Source organism: Enterobacter asburiae, assembly GCA_011754535.1.
In the GTDB taxonomy this organism is placed as follows: Bacteria; Pseudomonadota; Gammaproteobacteria; order Enterobacterales; family Enterobacteriaceae; genus Enterobacter; species Enterobacter cloacae_N.
Genome location: JAAQVN010000001.1, coordinates 4,187,488 through 4,205,342 on the forward strand (window position 1 = coordinate 4,187,488; position 17,855 = coordinate 4,205,342).

At 56.2% G+C, this 17,855-nt stretch carries 19 protein-coding genes; 14 read left to right on the forward strand and 5 right to left on the reverse strand.

The features are described from left to right. Nucleotides 1–133 precede the first annotated feature (133 nt). Entirely contained in the window at nucleotides 134–1,102 is a 969-nt protein-coding gene (locus HBM95_19825; protein NIH45158.1) for a TerC family protein, read from the forward strand. Between the two features lie 238 nt (nucleotides 1,103–1,340). Beyond that, nucleotides 1,341–2,582: a serine/threonine transporter SstT gene (sstT, locus tag HBM95_19830; GenBank protein ID NIH45159.1), complete on the forward strand. Its 1,242-nt coding sequence runs from the start codon at nucleotides 1,341–1,343 to the stop codon at nucleotides 2,580–2,582. 80 nt (nucleotides 2,583–2,662) lie between these two features. On the opposite strand, the gene HBM95_19835 is transcribed toward sstT, so the two are convergent. Continuing rightward, a complete protein-coding gene (locus HBM95_19835; protein ID NIH45160.1) occupies nucleotides 2,663–4,150 on the reverse strand; it encodes an altronate dehydratase in 1,488 nt (495 codons plus the stop codon). A 17-nt stretch (nucleotides 4,151–4,167) separates the two neighbouring features. Next, complete coding sequence (gene uxaC / locus HBM95_19840; protein ID NIH45161.1) at nucleotides 4,168–5,580, reverse strand: glucuronate isomerase; 1,413 nt, start codon at nucleotides 5,578–5,580, stop codon at nucleotides 4,168–4,170. 476 nt (nucleotides 5,581–6,056) lie between these two features. Between uxaC and HBM95_19845 the strand changes: the two genes are divergently transcribed. From HBM95_19845 to HBM95_19895, 11 genes are all read left to right on the forward strand, one after another. Further along, nucleotides 6,057–7,355, forward strand: a complete 1,299-nt coding sequence (locus tag HBM95_19845) for an MFS transporter (protein ID NIH45162.1) — start codon at nucleotides 6,057–6,059, stop codon at nucleotides 7,353–7,355. 115 nt (nucleotides 7,356–7,470) lie between these two features. Beyond that, entirely contained in the window at nucleotides 7,471–8,247 is a 777-nt protein-coding gene (gene exuR, locus HBM95_19850) for a transcriptional regulator ExuR (protein ID NIH45163.1), read from the forward strand. Between the two features lie 343 nt (nucleotides 8,248–8,590). Further along, nucleotides 8,591–9,253, forward strand: a complete 663-nt coding sequence (locus HBM95_19855; GenBank protein NIH45164.1) for a DedA family protein — start codon at nucleotides 8,591–8,593, stop codon at nucleotides 9,251–9,253. A gap of 2 nt (nucleotides 9,254–9,255) precedes the next feature. Further along, the gene (gene mzrA / locus HBM95_19860; GenBank protein ID NIH45165.1) at nucleotides 9,256–9,639 is read left to right on the forward strand and encodes an EnvZ/OmpR regulon moderator MzrA; all 384 of its coding nucleotides are present in this window, start codon (nucleotides 9,256–9,258) and stop codon (nucleotides 9,637–9,639) included. Between the two features lie 143 nt (nucleotides 9,640–9,782). After that, nucleotides 9,783–10,151: a DUF1090 domain-containing protein gene (locus HBM95_19865; protein NIH45166.1), complete on the forward strand. Its 369-nt coding sequence runs from the start codon at nucleotides 9,783–9,785 to the stop codon at nucleotides 10,149–10,151. Between the two features lie 29 nt (nucleotides 10,152–10,180). After that, nucleotides 10,181–10,486 carry a DUF883 domain-containing protein gene (locus tag HBM95_19870; protein ID NIH45167.1) on the forward strand — a complete coding sequence of 102 codons (306 nt, stop codon included), beginning with the start codon at nucleotides 10,181–10,183 and terminating at the stop codon, nucleotides 10,484–10,486. 1 nt (nucleotide 10,487) lies between these two features. After that, on the forward strand, nucleotides 10,488–10,886 hold the full coding sequence (locus tag HBM95_19875) for a hypothetical protein (GenBank protein NIH45168.1): 399 nt from the start codon (nucleotides 10,488–10,490) through the stop codon (nucleotides 10,884–10,886). After that, complete coding sequence (locus HBM95_19880) at nucleotides 10,883–11,179, forward strand: hypothetical protein (protein NIH45169.1); 297 nt, start codon at nucleotides 10,883–10,885, stop codon at nucleotides 11,177–11,179. Before HBM95_19875 ends, HBM95_19880 begins: the two co-directional genes overlap by 4 nt. Before the next feature lie 245 nt (nucleotides 11,180–11,424). After that, on the forward strand, nucleotides 11,425–11,817 hold the full coding sequence (locus HBM95_19885; protein ID NIH45170.1) for a DoxX family protein: 393 nt from the start codon (nucleotides 11,425–11,427) through the stop codon (nucleotides 11,815–11,817). A 71-nt stretch (nucleotides 11,818–11,888) separates the two neighbouring features. Beyond that, a complete protein-coding gene (locus tag HBM95_19890) occupies nucleotides 11,889–12,875 on the forward strand; it encodes a glutathione S-transferase family protein (GenBank protein ID NIH45171.1) in 987 nt (328 codons plus the stop codon). Between the two features lie 108 nt (nucleotides 12,876–12,983). Next, nucleotides 12,984–13,349, forward strand: a complete 366-nt coding sequence (locus HBM95_19895) for a DUF805 domain-containing protein (protein ID NIH45172.1) — start codon at nucleotides 12,984–12,986, stop codon at nucleotides 13,347–13,349. Between the two features lie 41 nt (nucleotides 13,350–13,390). On the opposite strand, the gene yhaJ is transcribed toward HBM95_19895, so the two are convergent. Next, nucleotides 13,391–14,293 (reverse strand): DNA-binding transcriptional regulator YhaJ, encoded by a 903-nt coding sequence (gene yhaJ, locus HBM95_19900; GenBank protein ID NIH45173.1) that lies wholly within the window; start codon nucleotides 14,291–14,293, stop codon nucleotides 13,391–13,393. Between the two features lie 104 nt (nucleotides 14,294–14,397). On the opposite strand from yhaJ, the gene HBM95_19905 reads away from it, so the two are divergent. Beyond that, complete coding sequence (locus HBM95_19905) at nucleotides 14,398–15,099, forward strand: pirin family protein (GenBank protein NIH45174.1); 702 nt, start codon at nucleotides 14,398–14,400, stop codon at nucleotides 15,097–15,099. A gap of 61 nt (nucleotides 15,100–15,160) precedes the next feature. Here HBM95_19905 and HBM95_19910 read toward each other — a convergent pair whose 3' ends face one another. After that, nucleotides 15,161–16,462 (reverse strand): serine dehydratase subunit alpha family protein, encoded by a 1,302-nt coding sequence (locus HBM95_19910; GenBank protein NIH45175.1) that lies wholly within the window; start codon nucleotides 16,460–16,462, stop codon nucleotides 15,161–15,163. Between the two features lie 20 nt (nucleotides 16,463–16,482). Further along, nucleotides 16,483–17,814, reverse strand: a complete 1,332-nt coding sequence (locus HBM95_19915; protein NIH45176.1) for an HAAAP family serine/threonine permease — start codon at nucleotides 17,812–17,814, stop codon at nucleotides 16,483–16,485. Nucleotides 17,815–17,855 lie beyond the last annotated feature (41 nt).

A 17,855-nucleotide genomic window follows, 5' to 3' on the forward strand; every position in this document is an offset into this window, starting at 1 on the left:
CATCCGGTCGCCGGGCAACCTTCGTGGTTGTAAGTGAGACCTTGCCGGGAGGCGAGGTCTATGCATAAAAAGCTAACGGCTATCGTCTTCTGACCATAGCCGTTTTTGTTTTTTTATGTGTAAGGAAAATAGTATGCATTCTGTCGGCACTCCAATGCTGTGGGGCGGATTCGCGGTTGTCGTGCTCATCATGCTGGCGATCGACCTCTTTTTGCAGGGTCGTCGCGGCGAGCACGGCATGAGCGTAAAGCAGGCCGCCGTCTGGTCGCTGGTGTGGGTTAGCCTCTCACTCCTTTTCTGCGCCGCCTTCTGGTGGTATCTGGCCTCGACCGAAGGCCGTGCGGTGGCCGATCCTCAGGCGCTCGCCTTCCTCACCGGCTATCTGATTGAAAAAGCCCTGGCGGTTGATAACGTCTTCGTCTGGCTGATGCTGTTCAGCTACTTTGCCGTGCCTGCGGCCCTGCAGCGCCGCGTGCTGGTATACGGCGTGCTGGGTGCCATTGTCCTGCGTACCATCATGATCTTCGCCGGCAGCTGGCTGATTACCCAGTTCGAATGGCTGCTGTACGTGTTCGGCGCGTTCCTGCTGTTCACCGGGGTCAAAATGGCGCTGGCGAAAGAAGACGATACCGGTATCGGCGATAAGCCGCTGGTGAAGTGGATCCGCGGCCATCTGCGCATGACCGACAAGATCGAGAGCGAGCACTTCTTCGTGCGTAAGAACGGCCTGCTGTTTGCTACCCCGCTGCTGCTGGTACTGATTCTGGTCGAGCTGAGCGACGTGATTTTCGCCGTAGACAGCATCCCGGCAATCTTCGCGGTGACCACCGACCCGTTCATCGTGCTGACCTCTAACCTGTTTGCGATCCTCGGTCTGCGTGCCATGTACTTCCTGCTGGCAGGCGCGGCGGAGCGCTTCTCGATGCTGAAGTACGGCCTGTCGGTGATCCTGGTGTTTATCGGTATCAAGATGCTGATCGTCGATTTCTACCACATCCCAATCGCTATCTCGCTTGGCGTGGTGTTCGGCATTCTGCTGGTGACGCTGCTTATCAATACCTGGGTTAACCGCCAGCACGATAAGAAGCAGCAGGTGGAGTAAAACGTTCGGTGCGGGCTGATGCCCTCACCCCGACCCTCTCCCACAGGGAGAGGGTGAACACACTTTTGTAACTCAACAGTTAAAAAATATGATGCAAGACGTAAAATCCAGCATTTTACGCTTCCGCCTTTCGCTCCTTTCCCTGATACTCAACCAGGCAAACAAATACTTACATCCGGACACAAATGTGACTTAGAGCACATCCAGGATGGAACGCAATTTCACTCAGGAATAACGTATGAGCACACAATCACGCGGTCTGTTCGCGCGCCTGGCGCAGGGCAGCCTTGTAAAACAAATTCTGGTCGGGTTGGTACTGGGTATTCTGCTGGCGATGGTGTCAAAACCTGCCGCGGAAGCCACGGGGCTGCTCGGCACCCTTTTCGTTGGCGCGCTGAAGGCCGTCGCACCGGTACTGGTGCTGATGCTGGTGATGGCGTCGATTGCCAACCACCAGCACGGACAAAAAACCAACATTCGCCCAATTCTGTTCCTGTATCTGCTGGGAACCTTCTCTGCGGCCTTAACGGCCGTTGTGTTCAGCTTCCTGTTCCCGTCCACACTGCACCTGACCAGCGCGGCCGGTGATATCACGCCGCCGTCCGGCATTGTCGAAGTCCTTCGCGGCCTGCTGATGAGCATGGTTTCTAACCCCATCACCGCGCTGATGAGCGGAAACTACATTGGTATTCTGGTCTGGGCGATTGGACTGGGCTTCGCGCTGCGTCACGGCAACGAGACCACGAAAAACCTGGTGAATGATATGTCGAACGCCGTCACCTTTATGGTGAAACTGGTGATTCGCTTTGCGCCAGTCGGTATTTTCGGGCTGGTCTCTTCCACGCTGGCGACCACCGGTTTCGACGCGCTGTGGGGCTACGCGCAGCTGCTGGTTGTTCTGGTCGGCTGTATGCTGCTGGTGGCGCTGGTGATCAACCCGCTGCTGGTATTCTGGCAGATCCGCCGTAACCCGTATCCGCTGGTGCTGACCTGCCTGCGCGAGAGCGGCGTGTATGCCTTCTTCACCCGCAGCTCTGCGGCGAACATTCCCGTGAACATGGCGCTGGCGGAGAAGCTGAACCTGGACCGCGATACCTATTCCGTGTCGATCCCGCTGGGCGCGACCGTGAACATGGCGGGCGCGGCTATTACTATCACCGTGCTGACCCTGGCGGCGGTGCATACGCTGGGTATTCCTGTTGATCTGCCAACGGCGCTGCTGTTGAGCGTGGTGGCGTCGCTGTGTGCCTGCGGCGCATCCGGCGTGGCGGGCGGTTCGCTGCTGCTGATCCCGCTGGCGTGCAATATGTTTGGCATCCCGAACGAGATTGCGATGCAGGTTGTTGCCGTCGGCTTTATCATCGGCGTGCTGCAGGACTCCTGTGAAACCGCGCTGAACTCCTCTACCGACGTGCTGTTCACCGCAGCGGCCTGTCAGGCGGAAGACGCGCGTTTAGCGAAGAATGCCCTGCGAGGTTAACAGCAAAAAGGCAACCCTGAGGTTGCCGTTTTTAGTGTTTGTACCCTCTCCCCGTGGGAGAGGGCATCAGGCCGCACCGATTAAAGCGTCACACCACTCTTAAAGATCGCCAGCTCGCGGAAGTCGTTCTTCTCATTGCAGGTCTGCCTGCCGTTAGCAAACTCCACGATAGTGTCCACGAACTCCGTCAGCAGCTGCGGCATCGCTTTGCCATGTATCAGCTGGCCTGCGTCGAAATCAATCCAGTGCTTTTTCTTCGCCGCCAGCTCACTGTTGGTGGCGATTTTGACCGTCGGCACAAAACCGCCGTACGGCGTACCGCGACCGGTGCTGAACAGCACCATATGACAGCCCGCCCCCGCCAGCGCGCTGGTGGCGACCGCATCGTTACCCGGTGCGCTCAGCAGGTTCAGACCGTGGGTTTTCAGGCGTTCGCCGTAGCGCAGAACGTCCACCACCTGGCTGGCCCCCGCTTTCTGGGTGCAGCCGAGGGATTTCTCCTCCAGCGTGGTGATCCCACCCGCCTTATTACCCGGCGACGGGTTTTCATAAATCGGCTGATTGTGGGCGATGAAGTACTGTTTGAAGTCATTCACCATGGTAACGGTCTTCTCAAACGTCTCTTCGTCGCGGCAGTGGCTCATCAGAATGCGCTCCGCGCCGAACATTTCCGGCACTTCGGTCAGCACCGTCGTACCGCCGTTGGCGATCACGTAATCCGAGAAGCGGCCCAGCATCGGGTTGGCAGTGATCCCGGAAAGGCCGTCAGACCCACCGCACTCCAGCCCAAACTTCAGCTCGCTCAGCCTGCCCGGCTCGCGCCTGTCGTGGCGCATCACCTCATAAAGCTGGTGCAGCAGCTCAACGCCCGCCTCCACTTCGTCGTCCTGATGCTGGCACACCATGAAGTGCACGCGCTCAGGATCGAATTCGCCCAGCGTGTCGCGGAAGGCACCCACCTGGTTGTTTTCGCAGCCGAGGCCGATCACCAGCACCGCGCCCGCATTCGGGTGGCGCACCATGTTTTGCAGCATGGTGCGGGTGTTGATGTGGTCATCGCCCAGCTGCGAGCAGCCGTAGGTGTGGCTGAACAGATGCACGCCGTCGGTGCCTTCGGCATTGTTGGTCTCTTTCAGGAAACGCGTCTGAATTTGACGCGCAATGCCGTTGACGCAGCCGACGGTCGGCAGGATCCACAGCTCGTTGCGGATCCCCACCTCACCGTTAGCGCGGCGGTAGATCTGCACTTCACGATCCGCCGCCTGCACATTTTCTTCGGGTAAATCAGGTTGATAGCTGTACTCGTCCAGATCGCTCAGATTCGTGCGCGCGTTGTGGGAATGAATATATTCACCCGGTGCAATATCCGCCAGCGCATGGCCGATGGGCAAACCGTACTTCACCACGTTCTCCCCCTTTGCAATGGGGATCAGGGCAAACTTGTGTCCACGTCCAATGGCCTGGCGTAACGTGACCAACTGGTTGTCAAAGGTCACTTCCGTGCCTTCGGTTAAATCTGCCAGCGCGACGGCGACGTTATCCAGCGAATGGATTTTGATGTATTGCATATCAACCTCAGAAGGCCTTAGTTCAGTTCAATGGCGAAGTAGTCACGCGCATTGTTAAAGCAGATGTTTCTCACCATGTCGCCCAGCAGCTGGAGATCCGCTGGCGCTTCACCCGCATGCACCCAGCGGCCAATCATCTGGCACAGAATGCGGCGGAAGTATTCGTGGCGCGTGTAAGAGAGGAAGCTGCGGCTGTCGGTCAGCATGCCGACAAAGCGGCTCAGCAGGCCCAGCTGCGCCAGTTGCGTCATCTGCCGCTCCATACCGTCTTTCTGATCGTTGAACCACCAGCCGGAGCCGAACTGCATCTTGCCCGGCATCCCTTCGCCCTGGAAGTTGCCGACCATGGTGCCCAGCACTTCGTTATCGCGCGGGTTCAGGCAGTACAGAATGGTTTTCGGCAGCAGGTTCTGTTCGTTCTGTTTGCTCAGCAGTCTGGACAGCTCTTCCGCCAGCGGACGGTCGTTGATGGAGTCGAAGCCCACGTCCGCGCCCAGCAGTTTGAACTGGCGCTGGTTGTTATTGCGCAGCGCGCCGATGTGGTACTGCTGTACCCAGCCGCGACGCGCGTATTCCGCACCGAGGAATACCAGCACCGCCGTTTTGAACTGCGCCACTTCATGCTCGCTTAAGCCTTCGCCGGAGAGACGACGCGCCAGGATACTGTCCAGTTCCGCTTCGTTTGATTCCGCAAACAGCACCACGTCCAGCGCGTGGTCGGAAACTTTACAGCCGTGCGCCGCGAAGTGATCCAGGCGTTTAGTCAGCGCGGTTTGCAGGTCAGCGAAACGACGAATATCGGTATCGGACACTTCCGCCAGCTTCGCCATGTAGTCGTTGAAGGTGGCCTGTTCGATGTTGAAGGCTTTGTCCGGGCGCCAGCTTGGCAGCACTTTGATGTCAAAAGAGGTGTCTTTGGCGACAACGGCATGATGTTCCAGGGAGTCAATCGGATCGTCGGTGGTGCCCACCATCTTCACGTTCATCTGCTTCATGATGCCGCGCGCGGAGAAGTTATCCTGCGCCAGCAGCGCATTGCACTGGTCCCAGATCTCATCCGCCGTGGCGGGTGAAAGCAACTTGCCAGTGATGCCAAACGGACGGCGAAGTTCGAGGTGCGTCCAGTGGTAAAGCGGGTTACCGATGGTGTGCGGAACGGTCGCCGCCCAGGCATCAAACTTCTCGCGATCGGTCGCATCGCCGGTACACAGGCGCTCAGCCACGCCGTTGGTACGCATGGCACGCCATTTATAGTGGTCACCCTTCAGCCAGATGTCATACAGGTTTTTGAAACGGTAATTTTCGGCAACCTGCTGCGGCGGTAAGTGGCAGTGGTAGTCGAAAATCGGCTGGTCTTTTGCGTAGTCGTGGTACAGGCGGCGAGCAAATTCGGTATCTAAGAGAAAATCTTCGGTCATAAACGGCGTCATTATCGTCTTCCTCATTACGGGAGCGTCAGAAAGCGTATGTTCATATGCTGCAAAGTTATCACACCAATTTCCACCCGCCGACGTTTTTTTCGTGAGTGAGATCAATAAACGTCGACAAATAAATTACCCAAATTGGGGTAAATCACTCTACAGGCCGCGTCGATACTGGCTTCACCCGCAACGAATAATGACCCTACAAAGGATCATACATTTGTGATGTCACTCACCTTTTAAAGTTGTATGACAAGTTATCTTTTCGCCGTCGCAAACATTCAGCCGACGGAATGCATTACCGGTGTGAGAAACATCGGGTTTAACGGTACGGATACCAACTTATGCACGCTTACTTATGGCAAGGTTCGGGCCGTTCCGGGACATTCTCCCGGTTATGCCCCTCCCGTTACACAGCTGCTCCCGGAAACGGTTGAGAGGTTGCCGTGCTCTGGCGCGGAAATAACATAACGATGAGGTTTTAGATGCGTAAAATTAAAGGGTTACGTTGGTATATGATCGCGCTGGTGACACTGGGCACCGTGCTGGGCTACCTGACGCGTAACACCGTGGCAGCCGCGGCGCCGACGTTGATGGAAGAGCTGCATATCTCCACGCAGCAATACTCTTACATCATTGCCGCCTATTCCGCGGCATACACCATCATGCAGCCAGTCGCTGGCTATGTTCTGGATATTCTCGGAACCAAAATCGGATATGCCTTCTTCGCCATCGCCTGGGCGGTGTTCTGCGGCGCAACCGCGCTGGCAGGCAGCTGGGGCGGTCTGGCGCTGGCCCGTGGCGCGGTAGGAGCAGCGGAAGCGGCGATGATCCCGGCGGGGCTGAAAGCCAGCTCCGAGTGGTTCCCGGCAAAAGAGCGTTCCATTGCGGTCGGCTACTTCAACGTAGGCTCGTCCATCGGCGCGATGATTGCGCCGCCGCTGGTGGTGTGGGCTATCGTGATGCACAGCTGGCAGATGGCGTTCATCATCTCTGGCGTGCTGAGCTTTGCGTGGGCAATGGCGTGGCTGGTTTTCTATAAACACCCGCGCGATCAGAAGAAACTTTCCGAGGAAGAACGCGAATACATTATTGGTGGTCAGGAAGCGCAACATCAGACCAACAACGGTAAGAAAATGTCCGTCTGGCAGATCCTGGGCACCCGTCAGTTCTGGGGTATCGCCCTGCCGCGCTTCCTGGCTGAACCGGCCTGGGGGACCTTCAACGCCTGGATCCCGCTGTTCATGTTCAAGGTCTATGGCTTTAACCTGAAAGAGATCGCGATGTTCGCCTGGATGCCGATGCTGTTCGCTGATCTGGGCTGTATCGTGGGCGGCTACCTGCCGCCGCTGTTCCAGCGCTGGTTTGGGGTGAACCTGATTGTTTCCCGTAAGATGGTGGTGACCATGGGCGCGCTGCTGATGATTGGCCCGGGCATGATTGGCCTGTTCACCAGCCCCTACGTCGCTATCGCGCTGCTGTGCATCGGTGGTTTTGCGCACCAGTCGCTGTCCGGCGCGCTGATTACGCTCTCCTCTGACGTCTTTGGTCGTAACGAAGTGGCAACCGCCAACGGCCTGACCGGGATGGCCGCGTGGACCGCAAGTACCATGTTCGCACTGGTCGTCGGCGCGCTGGCGGATACCATCGGCTTCAGCCCGCTGTTCGCGGTGCTGGCAATCTTTGACCTGATGGGTGCGGTGGTTATCTGGACGGTGCTGAAAAGTAAATCTGCAGAGGAGCTGGCGAAAGAGTCCCTCGGGAAACCGGCTACGCAGAGTTAGCGAAAATACGTTTCACCGAAGCCGCCCGCGGGCGGCTTTTTTAATGGCAAAATCTGGAGAGTATTCCATGAAAGTGGTATAACAAATCATCTGCCGTACCCTGCCTGGAGCGCATATGGAAATCACCGAACCACGTCGTTTATATCAACAACTTGCTGCTGAGCTGAAAGATCGCATCGAGCAAGGGGTCTATCTTGTCGGTGATAAACTTCCCGCCGAGCGCTTTATCGCGGATGAAAAAAGTGTGAGCCGCACCGTAGTGCGCGAAGCGATTATCATGCTGGAAGTGGAAGGCTACGTCGAGGTACGCAAAGGTTCCGGCATTCACGTTATTTCTAATCAGCCTAAGCACTCTCCGGTAGCGGATGAAAGTCTGGAATTCGCCAGCTACGGCCCGTTTGAGCTGCTCCAGGCTCGCCAGCTGATCGAAAGCAATATTGCCGAATTTGCCGCCACGCAGGTGACCAAGCAGGACATCATGAAGCTGATGGAGATTCAGGAAAACGCCCGCAAGGAAAAATGTTTCCGTGATTCCGAGTGGGACCTGCAGTTTCACGTTCAGGTTGCCCTGGCCACCCAGAATACGGCGCTGGCGGCAATCGTTGAGAAAATGTGGACTCAGCGCGTTCACAACCCCTATTGGAAAAAACTGCACGATCACATCGATTCCCGCACGGTCGACAACTGGTGTGACGATCACGACCAGATCCTTAAGGCGCTGATTCGTAAAGATCCCCACGCGGCGAAACTGGCCATGTGGCAGCACCTGGAAAACACCAAGCAGATGCTGTTCAATGAAACCAGCGACGACTTCGAATTTAACGCCGACCGCTATCTTTTTGCTGATAATCCTGTCGTTCACCTCGATACGGCCCCGAGCGGCGCAAAATAGGTGACCTTTCTGCCGGCAGGCGCATCGCTGCGCCTTCCCGCCTGAGTGGGTAAGCAAAACATATATAGTGTCAGCCTTTGTAAAATCCCTCGCTCACTTTCAGGGCTTACGCCAAAATCACCTCACCCTGCAAATTCTGTGACGCAGAACGTCGGGCTTTGTTACAATTGGATTCACTTCGTTATTTTGAAAGTTAGTGCTTGCTAACCAGCCAATTAACAGGGAACAGTGTTGGCCACAACTCAATGTGTCCGCGAGCGACCATAATGAAATCACAACAATGTCGCCGTGCTGTTTGTCCCGGATAACAGGCGAGACGTTAACCGATTTCCAGGAACACTGAATGGAACTTTTGACCCAACTGCTGCATGCCCTTTGGGCGCAGGATTTTGAAACGCTGGCCAACCCTTCCATGATTGGCATGCTCTATTTTGTCTTGTTTATGATCCTGTTCCTTGAGAATGGTTTGCTGCCTGCGGCCTTCTTACCGGGTGACAGTTTGCTGGTGCTTGTCGGCGTGCTGTGTGCCAAAGGCGCAATGGCGTTCCCGCAGACCATTTTATTACTGACCGTCGCGGCCAGCCTTGGCTGCTGGGTGAGTTATATCCAGGGAAGATGGCTGGGCAATACCCGAATAGTACAGAACTGGCTTTCCCATCTGCCTGCGCACTATCACCAACGGGCGCACCACCTGTTTCATAAGCATGGGCTTTCCGCGCTGCTGATTGGCCGCTTTATCGCCTTTGTACGCACCCTGCTGCCCACCATTGCCGGGCTGTCCGGGTTGAGCAGCGCACGCTTCCAGTTCTTCAACTGGATGAGCGGCCTGTTATGGGTTCTGATCCTGACGACGCTGGGCTATGCGCTGGGTAAAACGCCGGTCTTCATGAAATATGAAGATCAGCTGATGTCCTGCCTGATGCTGCTGCCTGTTGTTCTGCTGGTCTTCGGCCTGATTGGCTCGCTGGTTGTCCTGTGGAAGAAAAAATACGGAGCGCGAGGTTAACGATGGTTATCTCACCGCTCGCCATGCGCCGCTTTGCCTGTGCCTTTATTGCACTGGTGATGCTCAGCGCCATACTGCTGGCCTGGAACACGCTTTCACATCAGGACGCTACGCTGGCCATTCGTCCGGTAAACCAGGGGGGCGGTGTGCCTGACGGTTTTTCTGTCTGGCATCATCTGGATGCAAACGGCATCCGCTTTAAAAGCATCACCCCGCAGGACGATGTTTTACTGATTAAGTTTGATTCCCGTGCGCAGAGCGCCGCCGCGAAAGCCGTTCTTGACCGTACGCTGCCGCACGGATATATCATTGCCCAGCAGGAAGACGACAACTCGCCGGCCGCATGGCTGTCGTTGATTCGCGATACGTCGCATCGGTTCGGATAACTTCCAGGATTCCGAATCTTTTCACTCACTTTGGTGAATCCCCCGTTTACTTACTATGCTTAAGTACGCGGAGCACCCCTCGAATGTACTCCGCATAATTTTGGATAGCGGCTAACCCCGCAACACAATGGAAGGTTTCGATAATGAAATTCCGCATTACCCTGGCTCTGGCCCTTTTATCTTTAAGCACAGCGACCTTCGCAAACTCTCTCTGTCAGGAGAAAGAACAGGATATTCAGCGTGAGATCGGTTATGCCGAAAAGCATAACAATCAGCACCGTGTTGATGGTCTTAAAAAAGCGCTGAGCGAAGTGAAAGCGAACTGTTCAGACAGCAAGCTGCGTGCCGATCACCAGAAGAAAATCGCTGAACAAAAGGACGAGATAGCCGAGCGCCGTCAAGACCTGCAGGAAGCGAAAGAGAAAGGGGATGCGGAAAAAATTGCTAAGCGCGAGAAGAAGTTGAAAGAGGCGCAGGACGACCTGAAAGCGCTGGAAGCTCGCGATTATTGAGTTAACGGAAATCTCAACAGGAGAGAATCATGTCAAAAGATACGACGTCTGAACATCTGCGCGCTGAACTGAAATCCCTGGCCGATACCCTTGAAGAGGTGCTGAACTCCTCTGCCGATAAGTCGAAAGAAGAAGTGAGCAAACTGCGCAGCAAAGCGGAGCAGGCGCTGAAAGAGAGCCGCTACCGCCTGGGTGAAACCGGGGATGCGCTGGCGAAACAGACCCGTGAAGCGGCTGCGCGTGCGGACGAATATGTACGTGATAATCCATGGACGGGTGTCGGAATTGGTGCCGCAGTAGGTGTGGTACTGGGTGTCCTGCTGACGCGTCGTTGATATGGAAGATCCTCGTCACGCACAAGGGCCTGCTAATAACGTCCTCGGCATCGGCCAGCGTATTTTAACGACGCTGGTCGGGATTGCCGAAACGCGCGTCCGGCTGGCAGTGGTCGAACTGGAAGAGGAGAAAGCGAACCTCTTCCAGATGCTGCTGATGCTCGGACTGACCATGCTCTTCGCCGCGTTTGGTCTGATGAGCCTGATGGTGTTAATCATCTGGGCCATTGACCCGCAGTATCGACTCAACGCGATGATTGCCACGACCGTCGTTCTTCTGGTCGCGGCGTTGATTGGCGGCATATGGACACTGCGTAAAGCACGCAAGTCCACTTTCCTGCGCCACACGCGCCAGGAGCTGGCTAACGATCGCGCCCTGCTGGAGGATGACAAGCCGTGAGCGATAAAGCGGAACGTCAGAAGCGAAAAGCGTACCTGTTAAGTCAGATCCAGCAGCAACGGCTGGATCTGTCTGCCAGCCGCCGTGACTGGATCGACGCGACGCGACGGTTTGACCGTGGCTGGAATACCTTCCTGAGCCTGCGTTCATGGGCGCTGGTCGGCAGCAGCGTGATGGCTATCTGGACGGTTCGTCATCCGAATATGCTCATCCGCTGGGCCCGACGCGGTTTTGGTGCCTGGAGCGCCTGGCGTCTGGTGAAAGCGACGTTGCGACAACAGCAGCTGCGGTGATAAAAAAACGGTAACCCTGGTTACCGTTTTTTTTCGCCCTCTCCCCGTGGAAGAGGGTTGGGGTGAGGGCACCAGCGCGCACCTGGCCTTACTCAATATCTTTGAAGAAGATTGACAGTTTTCCTTGCTAACAATTGCCACCCGCCCCGTTTATTATCCTCTCCATCGACAGCAGAGCCGCGGTATCTACCCGGAATTGCAGACAAATAATGTTCAGCCGCTGATGTGGTTTCCTGGAGAGTAAAATGAAAAAATTAGAAGATGTTGGTGTACTGGTCGCACGTATTCTGATGCCAATTCTGTTCATCGTGGCAGGTTGGGGCAAAATCACCGGATATGCGGGTACTCAGCAATATATGGAATCCATGGGCGTTCCGGGGTTCCTGTTGCCACTGACTATTCTGCTTGAGTTCGGCGGCGGCCTGGCGGTTCTGTTCGGCTTCCTGACTCGCACCACTGCGCTGTTTACCGCAGGCTTTACCCTGCTGACCGCGTTCCTGTTCCACAGCAACTTTGCGGAAGGCGTGAACTCACTGATGTTCATGAAAAACCTGACCATCGCGGGTGGCTTCCTGCTGCTGGCTATCACAGGTCCAGGCGCATACAGCATCGACCGCCTTCTGAATAAGAAGTGGTAAGCACGCTATACTGATTGAATCCAAAGCGAGGAGATATCTCCTCGCTTTTGCTATCTGACGGAGGAGAAAAAATGGGACAACTCGTAGACGGCGTCTGGCAGGATGTCTGGTATGACACTAAATCCACCGGAGGACGCTTTAAGCGCTCTGTTTCGGCCTTCCGTAACTGGCTGACCGCCGACGGCGCGCCTGGCCCAAGCGGCGAAGGCGGCTTCGCGGCGGAGAAAGATCGTTATCATCTGTACGTTTCTCTCGCCTGCCCGTGGGCACACCGCACGCTGATTGTGCGCAAGCTTAAAGGGCTCGAATCTTTGATTCCGGTTTCGGTGGTCAACCCACTGATGCTGGAAAATGGCTGGACGTTCGACAGCGATTTCCCCGCCGCGACCGGTGATGACCTGTATCACCACGATTTCCTTTACCAGCTCTACCTGCGCGCCGATCCGCACTACACCGGACGCGTTACGGTGCCGGTGCTCTGGGACAAGAAAAACCAGACGATCGTCAGCAATGAGTCCGCGGAAATCATCCGCATGTTTAACACCGCGTTTGACGCGCACGGTGCCCGCGCCGGAGATTATTACCCGGTCGAGCTGCGGGATAAAATTGACGAGCTGAACGGCTGGATTTACGACAACGTTAACAACGGCGTCTACAAGGCCGGTTTCGCCACCAGCCAGGAAGCCTACGACGAAGCGGTCGGGAAAGTCTTTGAATCCCTGGAACGGCTGGAGCAGATCCTCGGCCAGCACCGCTATTTAACGGGCGATCGCCTGACGGAAGCGGATATCCGCCTGTGGACCACGCTTATCCGCTTCGACCCGGTTTACGTCACCCACTTCAAGTGCGATAAACACCGCATCAGCGATTACATGAACCTGCACGGTTTCCTGCGCGACATCTACCAGATGCCAGGGATCGCGGAAACGGTCGATTTTGACCATATTCGCACCCACTACTTCCGCAGCCACAAAACCATCAACCCAACGGGCATTATTTCCGTTGGCCCGTGGCAGGACCTGGATGAACCGCACGGGCGCGACGTTCGTTTTGGATAAATACGGAGGGCATCATCAGATGCCCTTTTTTAATTCACAATCTCCATCTATCCTTATCTCGATCGCTTAAAAAACAAGTGATTGACCGATTATTGAGGCAAGGAAAAAATGGACTGGTATTTAAAAGTACTGCGCAACTACATTGGATTTGGTGGCCGCGCCCGCCGCAAAGAGTACTGGATGTTTGTTCTGGTGAACTTCGTCCTGATTATGGTGCTGGGCATCGTGGATAAAATTCTCGGATGGGAGCGCGCCGGCGGTGAAGGCGTACTCACCACGATCTATGGTTTATTGGTCCTGCTGCCTTCATGGGCCGTGCTGTTTCGTCGTCTCCACGACACCGACCGTTCGGCATGGTGGCTGCTGTTGCTGTTGATCCCGCTTGTCGGCTGGATCGTGATTTTGATTTTCAACTGTCAGAGCGGGACGCCGGGCGAAAACCGCTTTGGTCCGGATCCTAAGATCGGCGCATAAATTCCTGCCCGGTGGCGCTTACGCTTACCGGGCCTGTACGCTTATTTGTTGTGATGCGCAAAGAGCTTAGGTATTTCTCGCAAACACCACGATTTGGCTTCGCCCATGCTGTCGCGGCGCCACGCCATAATAATGTCCACTTCGCTGGTGTACTCCGGGCTCACAACCCGCAGTCGCCCTTCCGCAATATCTTTCTCCACAAACGTATACGGCATCGTCGCCACGCCCAAACCGGCCAGCAGCGCCTGCCTTTTGTCTTCCAGTGACGTGACCGTCAGACGAGGCTGTTTATCCAGCAGCTGAACCGTCAGCACCGGACGTTCACGCGCGGTATCCGCCACCGCCACGCCGCGATACTTCACGCGCGTGACCTCAGAAAGCGGTTCCGGCTCCTGATGAATCGGGTGATCCGGCGCGGCAACGTAGACGTTCATGACGCTGTAAAGCTTGCGGGAGTTGATTTCCGAGGATGAGCGGAAGTGCATATCTGGCGCAATGACGATATCCGCCCTGCCCGTCTCCAGACGCTCCCACGCCCCGGCCAGCACCTCGGTGATGATCGACAGCTGCGTGTTGGCCTTCGCCGCCAGGCGGTCCACCAGCGGGAACAGCGCTTCAGTGGGCACCAGCGCTTCGGTGACTAACGTCAGATGGGTTTCCCAGCCGCGCGCCAGCGCTTCGGCGTCCGTGGTGAGCTTGTCTGCTGCTTCCAGCAGCACGCGGCCGCGCTCCAGCAGCATTCGGCCCACGTTGGTGAATTTTGTTCGATGACCGGAGCGATCAAAGAGCACGACGTCCAGCTCTTCCTCCAGTTTTTGCATGGTGTAGCTCAGCGCAGACGGAACGCGCCCCAGTTCATCTGCCGCCGCGGCAAAACTGCCCCGCCGGTCAATCGCGTCCATGACGCGCAGCGCCTCAAGCGTCAATGCTCTCTCTTTAGCCATCTCGTTCTCATTCAGGAAATTTGAACATACCGGGCAGAATATCTGGCTAACAATGCAGCGTCCATACCTTTACCATTGTTTTAGTGTAAAGAGAGGTCAAGTTTATGATTACGACAAGAACAGCTAAACAGTGCGGACAAGCCGATTTTGGCTGGCTGCAGGCCCGCTACACCTTTTCCTTTGGACACTATTTTGACCCGAAACTCCTCGGTTACGCTTCACTGCGCGTATTGAATCAGGAAGTGCTCGCCCCGGGCGCGTCCTTCCAGCCGCGTACGTACCCGAAAGTCGATATCCTGAACCTGATCCTGGAAGGCGAGGCAGAATACCGCGACAGCGAGGGCAATCATGTCCAGGCAAAGGCTGGCGAAGCATTGTTAATTTCCACGCAGCCGGGCATCAGCTACAGCGAGCATAACCTCAGCAAAGACAAAACGCTGACCCGCATGCAGCTGTGGCTGGACGCCTGCCCTGAGCGGGAAAACCCGCTTGTGCAGAAAATAGATCTGAAGGGCGATAAACAGCAGCTGATAGCGTCACCTGACGGCAGCAAAGGCAGTTTACAGCTACGTCAGCAGGTGTGGCTGCACCATATCGAGCTGAAAAAAGGTGAACAGGCGAGCTTCCAGCTGCACGGTCCGCGCGCCTATTTGCAGTCCATTCACGGTACGGTGCACGCGGTGACGCACACGGAAGAGAAAGAAGCGCTGACCTGCGGCGACGGGGCGTTTATTCGTGATGAAGCGAATATTACCCTGGTGGCGGATACGCCGCTGCGCGCGCTGCTGATTGATTTGCCGGTTTAAAGAACGCCCTCACCCTAACCCTCTCCCACAGGGAGAGGGAACCGATAGAGCCCTGAACTCGCTACACCTTACTCGCCATAATCTCAATAATCTGCCGGTCCGTGGCCTGCATTGCGCGGCACGCCAGCGCGCACAGGTTGGCGATCGACTGCTCCACGTCGTGCGCCACAATGCCCTCGTTGCCCGTCACGGCAGTATCATCCAGTGCCATCATCACGGCTTTCCAGGCGCTGCTGACGCTGGTTGAAACCTTCATGGCGCAGCTGTTAGACGCCCCATCGCAGATCGTCCCGCTGACGTCACCGATCATACTGCCGATCGCCATAGAAATGGTCTGGTAAGAACCGCCCATCAGCCACGCCATCCCCGCCGCAGCGCCCATCGCTGCCGTTGTCGCCGCACAGAGTGCGGACAGGCGCGGAAGCTGATAATGAATATAGATCGCCGACAGATGCGAGAGCATCAGCGCCCGCGCCAGCCGTTCATCACCAGCCTGAACGTGCTCAGCGACTACCACAACCGGCATGGTGGCGGCGATCCCCTGATTCCCGGAGCCAGAATTGCTCATCGCTGGCAGCGTCGCGCCCCCCATGCGGGCGTCCGAGGCCGCGCTGGTGCGGATAACAATGTCTGAACCCAGATCCTGCCCCATCCATCCGCGTGAGCGCTGTTTACTGAGCGTCGCGCCAATGTGCAGACCCCAGCTGCCGCTTAAACCTTCACGGGAGAGCGCATCGTTCAGACGCCCCGCATCGAGAATGAAGCGGATCGCCTCGAATGGCACCTGCTCCACAAACTCAAGGATCTGCGAGAGCGTGGTATTTGACAGAACCGCCAGCGGATCGTTACTTACCTCGGCCTGCCGATCGTCAAGCCTGAAGCGCGTTTCGCTCTGACAAACCACCTCCACCACGCGGGTATGCCCGCCCGCGATGGTCACCATGGCCGAAGCCTCTCCGGCGTAAACGCAGGCACGCGAGTAGAGGATCTCCTCGCACGGCTCCTGCAATTTCACCTGCACCAGACCAGCGTTAAGCATTGCTTTGGCGCGCGCCAGCGCATCGGCGGTGACATCTTTCAGCACCTCCAGCCCCGCCTGCGCATTGCCCCCCAGCGCGCCCAGCGCAGCCGCAATGGGCAACCCGACCATGCCGGTGCCCGGCACCGTTACGCCAAGCCCGTTCTTCATCAGATTCGGCGATACCCACGCCTCAATCTTCGTGACGTCGCCAGGCAGTTGCTCTGCGGCAATCGCACAGGCCAGCGCCAGAGAAACGGGCTCGGTGCACCCCAGCGCAGGCTTAACTTCTTCCTGCACTACGCGAATAAATTGATTCCATAAAGGATGAGTTTGCTTAGACATCGTTACGACCTTAATTACCCTCAGGAGAATGCGAGGAAAGGAGAAACACAAAGCAGCAGTCCGGTGATGACGATTATCACCAGCGATACGCCTTTATACTTATGCAGGGCCGGGACCTTGTAGACCAGCCATGCAGGGATCAGGCAGCCCACCATGCCAAAGATAGGGCTACAGATGGAGGTGAAGCTCAGCACCGGCGCGTTTAACACGATCGCGCTCCAGGCCAGCAGGATAGCGAACAGCATAATCCCGCGCTGGACGGCATTTTCATTGATTTTCTCTGCCGGCATTTTGCGGCGCAGGATGTTCATGACGATCCCCTGCGTGGCCTCGCGGAAGCCGAGGTAGACGCCGAAAAATGCGGTCATCACAGCAAAAATATTGAGGATCACGCTGACGATTTTGACCCAGCCCGCGCCGTCGCCGCTGATAAACTGCGCCGCAATCGCCAGAGCCGAAATGTTCTGCTCGTAGGCTTTGACCGCCTCGTCATGCCCCATCGCTAGCGTAAAGGAGATGGCGTAGAAAAAGACCGTCACAAACAGCACGCCAAAGGCAATATTCATCGCCCGCAGCGCTTTATGGCGCGCCACCTCAACGGACTTTTCCCGTGAACGATACGAAATCACCATCGGGCTTAAGGTCTGAATAAACAGAATGGAAGTTAAGGTAAAGGGCAGCGTGATGATGGCGTTTTTAATCAGCAGCCCCATCGGCGGCAGCATGCCCACGTTGGCTAAATGCCAGAGTCCAATCATCGAAAGACCCAGCGCGGCAACCACGAATAATTTGGTCAGCACCATCAGGCTGGAAACTTTAAACAGCAGCTTTTCACCGCGCGACGAAATAGCGACCAGAATGCAGATCAGGAATAAGCCGTAAAACGGGTTTTCCGAGAGCAAACCGTCGGTCACGCCGAAGGTATGCAAATACGAGGCGCTGTCGTTGGTGATAGCCGTGGAATAGACGAACATCCAGATCACCAGCATCACGAAATAGAGCGCGCCTAATAAGATGCCCCAGTTTTTACCTAAATAACCGCTAATCACGCTCGGGTAGTCTTTACATTCCGGGGATTCCGCCAGCGTATTAATAAATAATCGCTGGAAGAGGTACATGGCCGGATAGCCAATAATCGACGAGAGCAAAAAGACCCACAGCCCCATTAATCCAACCTGAACCGGGAGAAAAACAATCCCCGCGCCGATAGCCATCCCGATACTCATGATGACCCAGCCCGTGTCGGTGCTGTCGAATTTAATCGCCTCTCGCCACTCGCTTTCGCTCATTCCCGCCCGCCTTGCCGCAGGGGAATCACTCACAATCACACTGCTGTTTGTTGCCATATTCATGGGGCACTCGCTTATTTTGTAGGGTAATCAGTTGTTTTTAT